Source organism: Candidatus Nitrosocosmicus sp. T (assembly GCF_054408485.1).
Genome location: NZ_CP166992.1, coordinates 456763 through 470357 on the forward strand (window position 1 = coordinate 456763; position 13595 = coordinate 470357).

13 protein-coding genes are annotated in these 13595 nt (G+C 33.4%); 5 read left to right on the forward strand and 8 right to left on the reverse strand.

Translation table 11 applies throughout. From position 1 onward, the window contains the following. Positions 1-21 precede the first annotated feature (21 nt). The 3 genes from sufB to AB0A59_RS02355 all read left to right on the forward strand — a co-directional run bounded on the left by sufB (position 22) and on the right by AB0A59_RS02355 (position 3390). Positions 22-1422, forward strand: a complete 1401-nt coding sequence (sufB, locus tag AB0A59_RS02345) for a Fe-S cluster assembly protein SufB (protein ID WP_458746137.1) — start codon at positions 22-24, stop codon at positions 1420-1422. A gap of 55 nt (positions 1423-1477) precedes the next feature. Further along, on the forward strand, positions 1478-2992 hold the full coding sequence (locus AB0A59_RS02350; RefSeq protein ID WP_458746139.1) for a SufB/SufD family protein: 1515 nt from the start codon (positions 1478-1480) through the stop codon (positions 2990-2992). A 74-nt stretch (positions 2993-3066) separates the two neighbouring features. Beyond that, positions 3067-3390: a Rieske 2Fe-2S domain-containing protein gene (locus AB0A59_RS02355; RefSeq protein ID WP_458746141.1), complete on the forward strand. Its 324-nt coding sequence runs from the start codon at positions 3067-3069 to the stop codon at positions 3388-3390. A 70-nt stretch (positions 3391-3460) separates the two neighbouring features. Here AB0A59_RS02355 and AB0A59_RS02360 read toward each other — a convergent pair whose 3' ends face one another. The 5 genes from AB0A59_RS02360 to AB0A59_RS02380 form a co-directional block, all read right to left on the reverse strand. Then, positions 3461-4342, reverse strand: coding sequence for a uroporphyrinogen-III synthase (locus tag AB0A59_RS02360; RefSeq protein ID WP_458746143.1), 882 nt, complete (start codon positions 4340-4342; stop codon positions 3461-3463). 53 nt (positions 4343-4395) lie between these two features. Next, positions 4396-5154 (reverse strand): uroporphyrinogen-III C-methyltransferase, encoded by a 759-nt coding sequence (gene cobA, locus AB0A59_RS02365; protein WP_458746145.1) that lies wholly within the window; start codon positions 5152-5154, stop codon positions 4396-4398. Next, complete coding sequence (gene hemC, locus AB0A59_RS02370; RefSeq protein WP_458747536.1) at positions 5151-6119, reverse strand: hydroxymethylbilane synthase; 969 nt, start codon at positions 6117-6119, stop codon at positions 5151-5153. Before hemC ends, cobA begins: the two co-directional genes overlap by 4 nt. Further along, positions 6112-7410, reverse strand: a complete 1299-nt coding sequence (locus AB0A59_RS02375) for an aspartate aminotransferase family protein (protein ID WP_458746147.1) — start codon at positions 7408-7410, stop codon at positions 6112-6114. The genes hemC and AB0A59_RS02375 overlap by 8 nt, the downstream gene beginning before the upstream one ends. 362 nt (positions 7411-7772) lie before the next feature. Beyond that, a complete protein-coding gene (locus AB0A59_RS02380) occupies positions 7773-7955 on the reverse strand; it encodes a hypothetical protein (protein WP_458746149.1) in 183 nt (60 codons plus the stop codon). A gap of 697 nt (positions 7956-8652) precedes the next feature. On the opposite strand from AB0A59_RS02380, the gene AB0A59_RS02385 reads away from it, so the two are divergent. Both AB0A59_RS02385 and AB0A59_RS02390 read left to right on the forward strand, forming a co-directional pair. Continuing rightward, on the forward strand, positions 8653-9231 hold the full coding sequence (locus tag AB0A59_RS02385; RefSeq protein ID WP_458746151.1) for a hypothetical protein: 579 nt from the start codon (positions 8653-8655) through the stop codon (positions 9229-9231). Between the two features lie 71 nt (positions 9232-9302). Beyond that, positions 9303-10262: a 6-bladed beta-propeller gene (locus AB0A59_RS02390; RefSeq protein ID WP_458746152.1), complete on the forward strand. Its 960-nt coding sequence runs from the start codon at positions 9303-9305 to the stop codon at positions 10260-10262. Positions 10263-10363: 101 nt separating this feature from the next. Here the strand turns inward: AB0A59_RS02390 and hemB are convergent, their stop codons facing one another. The 3 genes from hemB to AB0A59_RS02405 all read right to left on the reverse strand — a co-directional run bounded on the left by hemB (position 10364) and on the right by AB0A59_RS02405 (position 13396). Next, positions 10364-11329 carry a porphobilinogen synthase gene (hemB, locus tag AB0A59_RS02395; RefSeq protein ID WP_458747537.1) on the reverse strand — a complete coding sequence of 322 codons (966 nt, stop codon included), beginning with the start codon at positions 11327-11329 and terminating at the stop codon, positions 10364-10366. A gap of 109 nt (positions 11330-11438) precedes the next feature. Continuing rightward, positions 11439-12725 carry a glutamyl-tRNA reductase gene (hemA, locus tag AB0A59_RS02400; RefSeq protein WP_458746154.1) on the reverse strand — a complete coding sequence of 429 codons (1287 nt, stop codon included), beginning with the start codon at positions 12723-12725 and terminating at the stop codon, positions 11439-11441. After that, a complete protein-coding gene (locus tag AB0A59_RS02405) occupies positions 12722-13396 on the reverse strand; it encodes a precorrin-2 dehydrogenase/sirohydrochlorin ferrochelatase family protein (RefSeq protein WP_458746155.1) in 675 nt (224 codons plus the stop codon). Before AB0A59_RS02405 ends, hemA begins: the two co-directional genes overlap by 4 nt. Between the last annotated feature and the right edge of the window lie 199 nt (positions 13397-13595).

Here is a 13595-nt window from a genome sequence, read left to right on the forward strand (position 1 = left end):
CATAACGCCGTTATTAACAGTATGACCGCAAAAGAACTAGATATGGATTATAGTAAATATGATTTTAAAGATTCAACTCAACTTTATGTATATTTAAGTAAAAAGGGCCTTTCTAGAGGTACAGTAGAAGAAATCAGCAAAATGAAAGGGGAACCTGATTGGATGCGTGATTTTAGATTAAGGTCATATGATGTTTTTATGAGTAAACCCATGCCAAACTGGGGAGGAGACTTGTCTCACATAGATTTTCAGAATATTTATTATTACGCTAAAGCTGCCGAAAAGCAAAGTAAAAACTGGGATGATGTTCCAGAAGCAGTTAGAAATACCTTTGAAAAGTTAGGTATACCAGAAGCAGAAAGAAAATTCTTAGCTGGTGTGGGTGCCCAATATGAATCAGAGACAGTTTATCATCATTTGCGTGAAGATCTTGAGCAACAGGGTGTGATATTCCTAGATACTGATACAGCAGTTAAGAAATTCCCTGATCTATTAAGAAAGCATTTTGGAAAAGTTATTCCACCAGAAGATAATAAATTTGCAGCACTAAATAGTGCTGTATGGTCAGGTGGTTCATTTATTTATATTCCTCCAAATGTAAAAGTGGATTTACCATTACAAGCATATTTCAGGATTAATGCCGAAAATATTGGACAATTTGAGAGAACTTTGATTATTGCCGATGAGGGTGCTGATGTTCATTATATAGAAGGATGTACTGCTCCTGTCTATTCTACCGAGTCTTTACATTCTGCTGTAGTCGAATTGATTGCAAAAAGAGGAGCACGAATCAGATACACCACCATTCAAAATTGGAGCAAGGATGTATACAACCTGGTTACAAAGAGAGCATATGCTTATGAAAATGCATCTGTTGAATGGATAGACGGCAATCTAGGCAGTAAACTCACCATGAAGTATCCTGGCGTTTACATGCTAGGTAAGAATGCTCATGCTGAAATAGTTTCTGTGGCATTTGCAGGAAAGGGTCAACATCAGGATGCTGGCGCAAAAGTGGTCCATCTTGCACCCCATACTACATCTCGAATTACAAGTAAATCTGTCAGTAAGGATACCGGAAGAACCACGTACAGGGGATTATTGCATGTAGCAAAAGGAGCATATGGAGTAAAATCAAATGTTCGATGCGATGCATTATTACTTGATGAATTTTCGAGAACTGATACATATCCATATGTTGAAGTTAATCAAGATGATGCGACCATTACTCATGAGGCAACCGTGGGAAAAATAGGTGATGAGCAAATATTTTACCTAATGAGTAGAGGCTATTCTGAATCCGATGCCTTGAGTATGATTATAGGTGGATTTATGGAACCATTTACCAAAGAACTCCCAATGGAATATGCTGTAGAACTAAATAGAATGGTAAAAATGGAGATGGAGGGTTCGGTAGGTTAATGGTTAGTTTAACTTCATTACTAGTCTTTTTATTTTTTCATGAAGATTGATCATAATGATTCCATTATCATTACTTTCAGAAAATAATGTACATGAAATACTTTCTAATAAGGGCGATGAACCCCAGTGGATGCTGTCTTCTAGAAAAGCGATTTTATCCAAATTTTCTGGCTTGCCTAATGAAGTTTCACCTTTGTATTCTAAATACTCTGGATTAACTCTTTTAGAACCAGACAAAGTTTACTTTTCTAACGAGAATACAAATTCTATTTCAACAGACCTAGAGATGCGACTACAAGAGATAAAGTCTTCTCCAAGCATACTTTTAATTGGCTCATTTGTTGCACATATTTTTGTCCCAGAGGCATTATCTAAAAAAGGTTTAGTTATTTCGACAATTCAAGACGCCATAAAGAACAATTTAGAACTAGTAAAAAAATACTTTTTAGATAAATCAATCAATTACGAAGATGATCGTTTTCTCGCATTAGGTTCCTCTGCCTTTCAATCTGGATTCTTTATTTACATTCCAAGAAATTTGATGATTGAGGAGCCAATTAGAATCGTATATTCTCTAAAAGATGATCGTACATCATCAATTTGTAGGAATATTGTTATTGCTGATGAAGGCTCAAAAGGAACAATAGTGCAAGAATTGTACTCATCGTCTCCTACGTTTTCCTCCACCTCCACCTCCACCTCCACCTCCACCTCCACCTCATCAACAAATCCTGAATTATCAAAGTCAAAAGAAGAAACTCAAGGAAATGATTCAAACGAAAAAAGACAAGAATGCTATTTTGAGGTTCTTGAATGTATTGTAAAACCCGCTGCGGAACTTGAGTTTATCACATTACAAGCTATGAATTCTGATACTGTTTGTGTTGCTAATAGAAAGGCCTTTGTTGAAAAGGACGGCAAAATGTCTTGGTATTCTGGAATGTTTGGTGCACGCCTTTGTCGATTCAAGACTGATAGTGTTATGAAAGGCTCAGGCGCACGAGCCGAAGATGTAGAAATAGTTTTTGGTACAAATAATCAATCATTTGACATTTCATCTAATCTTGATCATATTGGATTTAGCACTAGAGGTAAAGTCCTAGTTAAATCAATTGTAAAAGATACCGCCAAGTCCTTATTTAAAGGAATGATAAAAATTCGAAAGGATGCACAAGCCTCAGAATCTTTTTTGGCCGGGCATGCAATTTTATTAAATAAAGGCGCCCAGGCTGATGCTATTCCCGGATTGGAGATAGAGACCAACGAAGTCAAAGCTACGCATGCTGCTTCAGTATCTCAAATTGATGAAGAACAAATCTTCTACTTGATGTGTAAGGGTTTGGATAGAGAAAGTGCTAAACGTGAGATAATAAACGGGTTTGTAGAGCCTTTATCTCGGAAAATGGGTCCATTCATTCGTGCTTGGATAAGTTATCTGTTTGAGAACAAGTGGACTGGAAAACCTCTAATGTTAAAGGGCGATGAGGTCATGGAACAGATTCTTGAAGTAGAAAAGTCAAGGTATAAAGAAACTGTAGATATATTTGAGAAACATTACAAATATAGGTAAGAAAAAACTTGAACAATAAACATTTACCTTGTCAAATTACTTTTATTTTCAATGTCTGAATTAGGTATTGTAAAATGGCTAGCACACAAAAATGGATAGATGTTTCCCAATTTCTCAAATTAAAGAAAGGAGAAATAGATGAATTTGATTATGAAGATAAAAAAATAATGATATTGAACCTAAACGGCGAATTTTGTGCCTCAGATCGTATTTGCACTCATGCATACGTTGACCTGACAGGAGGGATGCTAAATGAATCTGAAAGAACTGTGACCTGTCCGCTACATTTATCGTCCTTTGATTTAAAAAGTGGTAGTGCTTTGAACCTGCCTGCAGAAAAACCACTTGAGATCTATCCCATGAAAAAGGAAAAAAACAAGCTATTAATTTTGATATAATTTTTTATAGTCTTTAGATTTTTATCTATGTTTTGGAAGTCCATATATAATCGACATCTAAAACAGATCACTATTTGATCAATCGGATTATCAATTCCAGAGCACCATTAATTGTATATTCAGATGATTCCGTATAATCTATTTTTTTTTTCTTTAATTCAAGTGAAGTCTTGGGCCCTATTGAAATCACCTTATTTACATTTAAGGCTTGGATTACTTCTCTTTGACTTTTATGATTAGATATTTGAGAGAATTGAGTATACATTATTTTAAAAAAAGATCTTACAGTGGAGGGACTTGTAAAAATCAGAAAAGTTTTTTCAATGCGATTAGGTAATTGCAATAATTCCTTCCAGTTCTCTGAATTTGATACATTTTTGTTTTCACTTATTTCATAAAAGAAAACTTGATCTAATATTATGTATTTGAATTTCGTATTGATATAATTATTAGACTTTATTGATTCTGCACTTCGGGGCATCAGAATTTTTGGAATTTCTTTTTGATACTTTGTTTTATATTCTCTTTCCAAGTTTTCCAAAAACTCTATTATTTCTGATGAAGAATATTTCTTATCATTGATATTGGTAATAGAAGATCCTAACTTTGACTCAAATCCGTAGTTTTGTAGTATTTTCTTGGTTTTAGGTCCAATTGCTATTATATTCGTTTTATTTAACTCATCCATTATTCTTTCATAGTTATGTTCGTTTTTTGCCATATCAAAAAATATTCTAACTGCATTAGAGCTCAAGAAAATGCAATAGTTATAAAAGCCATTACTGAGCCTTTTAAAAGATTCCTTTACTTCTTGTGAATCGATTTTATTGATATGAATAATAGGTAACGCAATTAATTTAATATTGTCTAAATGATCTTGGTCAATGTTTTGGTTTTGGATATCATTCATCAACACCGATTCATTTGTAATCACAATAATTATTTTTTCCAAATTATTTGATTATCTCTTTCTTTTTGATTAGAATCATATTTTGCACCGGCTTCTTAAATATACCATTTGATTTTCTTGTTAAGATTTACTATATCTCCAATTATGACTATGGCAGGAGGTTTTATATTATGTTCTTTTGCTAAACTTGCTATGTTACCTAGGTTGCCGGTAATTACTATCTGATTTTTTAACGTACCGTTTTGGATTATTGCAACTAGGGTTCTATTACTAATTCTTCCTCCTTTTATTTTATTTATGATTAATTCTAACTTTTCTGTTCCCATATAAATTACCACGGTATCAACCGCTTCAAATAATTTGTTCCAATTTACTTCGGGAGTTTTCTTATCTGGGTCTTCATGACCAGTAACAAATGCAACTGATGAACCATACCTTCTATGTGTGAGTGGTATGCCAGAATAATTAGCTGCTCCGATACCAGAGGTAATTCCAGGAACGATTTCAAATGAGATTTCGTTCTCAACCAAAATCTCTGCTTCTTCTCCGCCTCTACCAAAAATAAAAGGGTCACCGCCTTTGAGTCTCAATACTTTTCTCCCCATCTTTGCATATTTTATCATCAACTTATTGGTCTTATCTTGATGCGTAGTCGGATCCCCAACATTTCTTCCGACATAAACTTTCTCTGATGTATCTGGAAATAGTTTTACAATTTCATCTCCTATCAGCCTGTCATATAAAATTACATCAGCTTGTTTTATCAACTCAAATGCCTTTATTGTTAATAATTTTGGATCACCTGGACCTGCTCCGCAGATGTAAACTTTGCCAAGGCCGTCGTTATTTTTCATTCTATCAACTCATCTAGTAAATCGATGTTCATTCTAGTATTATTCCAGTCTTTTGTTATTTCTTTAGCTCCTTTTGAAATTAAAGCTTCTGCCACTATCTTGCCCAATTTTCGGGGGTAAGCAGCGTTATATTGTTTCTTTACTTTAATGGATTTTCTTCCGTCTAAGGAATAAACTACGGCAAAAAGTGTCATTAATCTATCCTTATTTTTTAAAGTGGCTAACGCTCCCATTGGGACTGTACAACCGGCTCCAATACTTTCAGTAAGGGATCTTTCAGCCTGGATTTCCTTGTATGATGTCTTGTTTTCAATACGCTTTAGCATTTTCAAGAGATCTTTATCGTCTTTTCTACAAACAATCGCTAAAGCTCCTTGCCCCGGGACCGGTGTAAAGCTTTGAGTACTTAGTCTTTGTGTTATTTGATTTTTCATACCCAATCTCTCAATTCCTGCTTCTGCTAAGATAATTCCAGAATATTGATTTTCTTTTGATTTGTTTATTCTTGTTTCTATATTGCCTCTTATTGACTTGACCCTTAATTTTGGATACTTGTTTCTAATTTGTATTGCTCTTCTAATACTACTTGTTCCTATTATAGAACCTGTTTCTAATTGATGAAGCTTGTGGTTATCTATACTATTTATGAAAACATCGTTAGGTCTTTCTCTTTTGGGAATGCATGCAACTACTAACTTCTCTGATATGCCTGCATGAAGGTCTTTAAAGCTATGTACTGCAAAATCAGCTTTATACTGAAGTAGTCTTTCATTTACTTCTTTTTCAAATACTCCACTTTGATTGATAACATAAAATGGTCTGTTATCTTTATCACCTTTCGTGGTGACTTTGTCCATTCTAATCTTTAGGTTTGGTTCGATTTCCATTAAAGATGAAATGACCAATTGAGTTTGATAAGTGGCTAATTTACTTGCTCTTGTAGCCGCAACTATTTCTTTAATGATTTTTCACCTTGGATAATGCCGTTTCATAAGCATCTAATGTTTTTTCCAGATCTTCTTCGTTATGTAGAGTTGAAATAAAACAGGTTTCAAATGGGGATGGTGGAATAAATATACCTTTTGAGAGTAGTATTCTAAACATATCCATAAATAACTTAGTATTTGATGATTTTACTGAATAATAATTTCTTATTATTTTATCAGAAAAAAACAATTGAAACATAGAGCCAATAGAATTTACAATAGCGTCAATTTTCTTGTCTTGTATCATGTTTCTTACTGCTTCGACTAATTTGTCACAAGTTCTGGCTACTTTAGGATAGATTGTATTCTTTTCGTCAACTAAGATTTCTAAAGTTTTCAGGGCTGCGGTTACTGAAATTGGATTTCCAGCGAATGTACTTGCTTGATATACCGACCCGCTGGGAGATAATCCCAACAATATTTCCTTCCTGCCTGCGAGAAGTGAAATGGGATATCCATTTCCCAAAGTTTTAGCAAATGTGGCAATATCTGGTTTTATGCCAAAGAATTCGCTTGCTCCACCCAAGGCCAGTCTAAATCCTGTTACCACTTCATCAAATATCAAAACTATATTGTTTTGTTTAGTTAGATTTCGAATACTATTGAGATAATCTTTTTCAGGAAGAATGAGGCCCGTATTAGCCATAACGGGTTCAACTATCACACAGGCTATGTCATTGTGATTTTGTTCATTATCTATCACCGATTGCAGTGACTCGATATCATTATATGGAACATTTATAGTTTTCGAGGCACTCTCTGGTAGTATGCCATCCGAATATTCTTGTTCAGCTGCCCCTGAACCAGCTTTATTAAGAACATAATCATATGCACCATGATAGCCGCCCTCAAATTTTATTATCTTTGTTTTTCTTGTAAATGCTCTTGCTAAGCGAATAGAATGCATTGTAGCCTCAGCTCCAGTATTCATTATTCTTACCATTTCAGCACAGGGAATTATTTCGGAACAAATTTCTGCTAACTGAGTTTCTTTCTCTGTAGGTGTGCAAAACAAATTTCCTTTATCTATCTGACTTTTTATTTCAGAACCTATTTGTTGATTACCATGTCCTAGAAAAACTGATCCGTAACCTAGGCAATAATCAATTAATACATTACCATCATTTGTAAATAGTTTACTTCCATTGGCAGATTCAACAAAAAATGGATGCGGTCGAAAATATCTAACTGGACTATTAACTCCTCCTGGAATCACCTTGGATGATTTTTCAAATAGAATACGCGATTTCTCAAATGTTATATCAGTCATGAGGTATAATGATAATTATTTGTTATATGTTCTAGATATACATTATCTAATTACTATTTGAATAATCGAAAACAATGCCGTAATTATAAAACATAATTAATCCTCAATTATCTATTTATTGGTAGTTGTGGGCGATTCGTTGATAGGTTTGATCTTCTGTTTACTTGCCTATTTTCAAAGGATCAAAACGGGGCTGTTTTTCCTTAAATTGTATTTGGTTTTTCTCTCATATGTATCAACAAAGTATCAAGTGGCCGACTGTATCATCTTTAATATCATATTTATCAGCAATAAGAAAGGATTAATCTCTAATAGCTAAATCTTAACCTGAAGTAAAAGTAAGCAAAAAAAATATAATGTGATTAAAATGGAGTTATGAAGAAAGCTATTCCTACCGCTGCCAATATTATTATTATTATTCCAATTATTGCGAGAATGATTCCACCAATCCTTGCTATGGTAGTTGCACCAGGAGGCAACATGCTAGAAACTGCATACAATATTACACCAATTATGGTAATTATAATTCCAGTAACGAAACTCATGTAATATTGGTAACCTTATTAGAATATCAATGTTTGGTGACAATCTTTGGGTAAATTTTAGTACTACCATCAAAATGCTGGGTATATTTATGCGATGATTTTATGAATTGCTCAGAACCCAGTTCTGATTTTGATTTCATTGTGATCTAGTTACGATTTTGGTTTACTAAAGCGTCTAATTTCTGATTCAATCTACTCGAATACGGTAGAGGACTATGATATAAGAAGTGTGTATACATAAATCATCTACAATATAATTTAAAAACTAGTAGATTGATTCCTGATTTTGGTTTTTTTTCCAAATTTTCTAGCCTTCTCTAGAATACGGTAATAGGTCACTGTTTGATTAAAAACTAGTGAAATAATGAATATGGTTGCAAGTATTACAGCCAGCATGAAAGTTAATTGCTGTAAAAAACTCATACCTATTATAAAAAGTCATACACTTATATGTCTAATCATTTACTTGAGTCTACTGCAATCGCGAGCAATAATAACTTGTCTAAATTTCTAATCAATAATCCTCTAGTCGGGGATTGGGATTGCTATGTATTTCTATAAGGTGAAAGTGAATCCTAACATCAACTAATTGTATAAAGCGGCAGAATAAAGCCTCTTAAAAAACTTCAAATCTTATGGGTTATTCTCTGATAAGAAATTCATAAAAGATAATAATGGCAAATTTGCATATTATTCAATGAAGACTATTAAAACATTAACATTATTATTTGCTGCTATATTAGTTTCTAGTTTTGGATACACTGAATTCATTTCAAATCCTGTAATGGCTGTCCCTCCACATTTAATAGATGAAAAATTTATTTTTGGTCCAATTGCTGGACTTTCACAAGATGAATCCGGAGCCATTGATTGGATAATGGTTGGAAACTGGAGGTCAAATATAATTAATGATACAAGTGTTCAGAATAATCAATCCTCAAATGTCTTTAATGCTGCTATTGAAATGATAAAATCTGACGGTACAGCAAGACATACTCATACCTTAACAGATTTTGTTATTTCTAATGTGTCTCATCCAGACAATAACTCTACACTTTATAATGGTACTTCCACGGTAAGTTTGCAAGCTGGTCCCGCAACGGATATTCATACCTCAATACTAAAATCAAATAACAATGTTATAACTCTAAATATCGATTCACAAAGTGTAGATAATCATTTTGGTAAGTTACCTATCTACGGAGTGACTATTAATCCAGACTTGCTCAAGCCTCCTCATATGATGAAAGACATAAACAACAACGTCTCTCACTAGTCCACTTTCTATTTATTTTTTCCTTCTTATTTTAAAAAACTATTTAAATAATGGATCATTGATATTACGAGATGACTCTTGTTCTATTTGCTATTTTAAGCACACTTGTATTAGGTGTGATGTTATTAACAGCAAACCACTTCTCTGCTTATGCCCTAGAATTTGCACATAAAACTATGTGGGGAGAGAAAGGTGTTGCTCAAGGTCAATTTAACCAAGTATCTGGTATTGGTGTTGACTCTGAGGATAACGTATATGTATCAGACTTTGCAGGATACACAACCAACATGATTCAAAAGTTTACTCCTAATGGCACCTTTATCCTTGGTTTTGGTACTTTTGGTAATGGGCCTCAGTACTTTACTAATCCTGCAGGCATTGCAATAAATTCCAATGATTCAGTTTACATTGCTGACTTTGGAAATCCAACATATGCAATAAAAGAATTTACGTCCAATGGCACCTTTATTCAATCTATAGGATCATTTGGCCTTGGCCCTGGATTATTTATCAGCCCTGGTGGTGTAGGCGTAGACAAAGAAAATAATCTTTATGCCACCGACTTTGGAGAAAATAACAACGTACAAAAATTCGACCAGAATGGGAATTTATTGATGAGTTTTGGGTCTCCGGGTATCAGTGATGGTCAATTTAATAATCCATCAGATGTAGCCGTGGATTCAAATAATAATATTTATGTAACTGATTCTAGTAACAACAGGGTACAAAAATTCGACCAGAATGGGAATTATTTGATGAAATTCGGAACCTTTGGATCAGGCAATGGTCAATTTAAAACACCTATTGATTTAGCAATAGATCCTTCCAACAATATATACGTGTCAGATAGTGATAATAACAGAATTCAAGTTTTTAGTAATAATGGTACATATATCACTCAATTTGGAAATACAGGTGCATTGCATGAAATGATCGAGGACCCTGTTGGAATTGCATTAAATTCGCAAGGGGATGTATACGTAGCCGATGGCAGAGATACAGACATTCACGTATTCTATCCAGTCCCTTAATTTTTTCTAATTCTACTATTTCTATAATATTATATTATACATGTTTACATATTTTTGACTGTACTATACTATCTATACCATACTATACTATACTTCTTTCTCTAACTATTCCTTAAAATTTCTGCCATTTTTTTTGAATAGTATGAGATTATTATATTTGCACCCGCTCGTTTAATGGCAGTCAAAGATTCGGTAACAGCAAGATTTTCATCCATCCAATTATTCAATGTAGCTGCCTTTATCATTGAATATTCTCCAGATACGCTATACGCTGCAATAGGATGAAGGGTATTTTGATTTGCAGCGTAAATTAAGTCTAAATTGGGTATAGCTGGCTTTATCATTAGTACATCTGCTCCTTCTTCCATGTCTGATTTGATTTCTCTACCCGCTTCCCTTGAATTATGATAACTCATTTGATATGAAAGTCTATTTCCAAATTCCGGTCTAGAGTGTGCTGCGTCTCTAAATGGCGAGAAAAAAGATGATGCCTGTTTAGCGGAATATCCCATTATCATTGTATCCTTGAATCCATTATCATCAAGGATATCCCTTATTGTTTTTACCTGCCCATCCATCATGGCTGAGGGTGCTACTATATCCGCACCGGCAATTGCGTGGCTTAAAGCGGTCTTTGACAATATATCCAGAGATTTATCGTTGTTTATCTCCTTTCCTTGGATGATTCCACAATGGCCGTGCGATGTATACTGGCATAGACATACATCTGTAATTATGGCTAGTTTGTCTCCAAAGTTTTTCTTGATAGATTTGATGGTTTCTTGAACAATACCTTTGTCATTGAATGAGTTTTTTCCATCTAAATCTTTTTTTAATGGGATCCCAAAGAGAAGTATTGCCTTAATTCCAAGAGTTGAGATATAATCAATCTCCTCCAAAATTTTATCTGGTGAGTATCTAAATATTCCTGGCATCGATTCTATTTCTAGATTTTTATTTGTTCCCTCCTGAATAAATAAGGGCATAACAAAGTCTTTTGGAGATAAACGTATCTCTTGGAAGAGCTCCCTTATAGCAGCCGTTTTTCTCAATCTCCTTAATCGCATTTTTGGAAAAAGTTCATAATTAAAATGATTGTTTGATATGAAAGTTACGTTCTCTTTAAAATCATTATCTATACTTTTGTTTCTGTTTCTGTTTCTGGATTTATCTACGTTACGGTTTTTCATAATTAAATAACTTTAGAGCCAAATTTATTAATTCATTTTCGTTTCTATTATTTGTGAATTCCTTTCGTAAATTATTCATAGGTGTGGATAATATCCCTTCTACTAATGCATAAGAAAACTGTTCAAGTATCTTTATATCCTCACCACTTATTCTGTTATCAATTAATGATAAGGCTTTTTTGAACTCTTTATTTCTTATAGAATCTGCATTCTTGAATATGCTTATTATGGCTGGTTCGGAACTCTTTCTTTTTAAAATTTCTTTGATCGTTATCATCTCATCATCTATTATCTTTTCTGCTGATTGAATTTCCTTCCTTCTTCTTCCAACGTTCTTTTCTACGATTTCTGAAATTTGGTCGATATTCACCAATTTAATATTATTTAGAGTAGCAATTTTGTCTTCTACTGTTCTGGGATTTGACAAATCAAAAATCATTAATCCTTTATTTCTATTTTTCATCATATTGGCAATTCTGTCATATGTTAGTAAATAGTATGGTGCAATCGTTGAGATGAATACAATGTCTATATCATCATTGAGTTTTTCCAATGCCGTCTCAAAAGGTATGGGAGAACCCGCGACAGTATCTGCGAATGATCGTGCTCTATCAAAAGTTCGACTGGTAACAAAAAACTTCATATTTCTTTGTTTTAGGGCTTTCGCGATTAAACTAGCTCCTTCTCCAGAACCAATAAGAAGAATCTCTTTTTCTTTTATATCATCAAAGTATTCATAGGCTAAATTTACTGCCATAGACCCCACTGATGTGCTGCCTTTGTTTATACCAGTTAAAGTTCTAACTCTGCCACCTATTTTTATTGTCTTGTCAAATAGAATATTTAGATTATGACCTGCAAACCCGTTTTTTCTTGAAAACTCGAGGGATCTTTTGACTTGACCCAAAATTTGATCCTCTCCTACTACCAACGAATCAAGACCGGATGTTAATTTCACTAGATGTTTTAAGGCATCTTCTCCGTCGTTTACTATCACATTATTTTTCACTTGATCTGCTGGTAAATTGATCAAAGAGGACCATGCGTTAATTATATTATCATAATGAGGATTTATTCCTACGCCGTAGATTTCAACACGATTACAAGTCTGTAAAATTATGCATTCTTGCAACTCAGATGAATTTAACAGGCTCTGATGAGCATTAAAAATATCTTTAAAAGCAAATTTTTCTAAGATATGGATAGGAGAATTTTTAAAAGTGACTCTTATATTGACAAATTGTGATGATTGTACTCCTAGATATAACGTCATCTGCTTCTATTATCCTCCCATTTATCTAATGTATTAATAATTCTTTCTTTGACCTTATCAATGTTATTTTTTGCTATTAATTCTTGAATTTCCTGATCTTCTACTACGCTGCACAAAAACTTCCTCCTCTCATGTTGATTCTCGATATAGTTTCTTGCATGTTCTCTGGCGAATTCTTGAATTTTAATATTATCTGTATCTTTTTTCCCTATTATATTTTTTATAGCATTTTCAATTCTGTCTCTAATGATTTTACTCATCAAGGGGCTTTTGCCCGAAGTGGAGATTGCTACCTGGATTACTTCATCAATATTTATTATTGAAGTAAAAAAGAAATCACTTGCTGCCGCATTATCAATGCTGTAACAAAGTATTCCTTTTTCCTTTGCTTTATCTATAATTTTTTTATTCAAAAATGGATCATTAGTAGAAGCAAAAACTACAAAAATGTCATTAAACTCGTCTAAAATATTGGGATCTTCGATTTTTCTTCTTATTAATAAGATGGGGTTATTTTTTCCTTCTATTTCATATAGTGAATCGTTGAGAGTTTCGCTTATTATTATGATTTTACAATCATGTTTAGACAGTGATTTTATCCTCTTTGTACCCTCAATTCCAGCCCCTATTACCAAGATATTTCTGCCCCTCAAGTTTAAATCAATAATCACATCTAGTATAGATCGTTTTCAATTAGAATTAATATAGTTTATTTATTGAGCCAATGACTTTATCATGCTTGGGATAATAAGTTTGAATTCTTGCATCCATCCTTTTTAAGTTAGATTTGATCAGCCCTAGTGCGCATATCTTTTTAAATTTCCTTTAACATTGTTTAGTCCAAATTATTAGCATTATTGAAATATTGGA

Bases quoted from the DNA above. Each gene is read 5' to 3' on its own strand.
- AB0A59_RS02355 (WP_458746141.1), top strand. From the start codon at position 3,067: ATGGCTAGCACACAAAAATGGATAGATGTTTCCCAATTTCTCAAATTA.
- hemB (WP_458747537.1), bottom strand. From the start codon at position 11,329: ATGCGATTAAGGAGATTGAGAAAAACGGCTGCTATAAGGGAGCTCTTC.
- AB0A59_RS02385 (WP_458746151.1), top strand. From the start codon at position 8,653: ATGAAGACTATTAAAACATTAACATTATTATTTGCTGCTATATTAGTT.
- hemA (WP_458746154.1), bottom strand. From the start codon at position 12,725: ATGACGTTATATCTAGGAGTACAATCATCACAATTTGTCAATATAAGA.
- AB0A59_RS02380 (WP_458746149.1), bottom strand. From the start codon at position 7,955: ATGAGTTTCGTTACTGGAATTATAATTACCATAATTGGTGTAATATTG.
- cobA (WP_458746145.1), bottom strand. From the start codon at position 5,154: ATGAAAAATAACGACGGCCTTGGCAAAGTTTACATCTGCGGAGCAGGT.
- AB0A59_RS02375 (WP_458746147.1), bottom strand. From the start codon at position 7,410: ATGACTGATATAACATTTGAGAAATCGCGTATTCTATTTGAAAAATCA.
- AB0A59_RS02390 (WP_458746152.1), top strand. From the start codon at position 9,303: ATGACTCTTGTTCTATTTGCTATTTTAAGCACACTTGTATTAGGTGTG.
- AB0A59_RS02350 (WP_458746139.1), top strand. From the start codon at position 1,478: ATGATTCCATTATCATTACTTTCAGAAAATAATGTACATGAAATACTT.
- sufB (WP_458746137.1), top strand. From the start codon at position 22: ATGACCGCAAAAGAACTAGATATGGATTATAGTAAATATGATTTTAAA.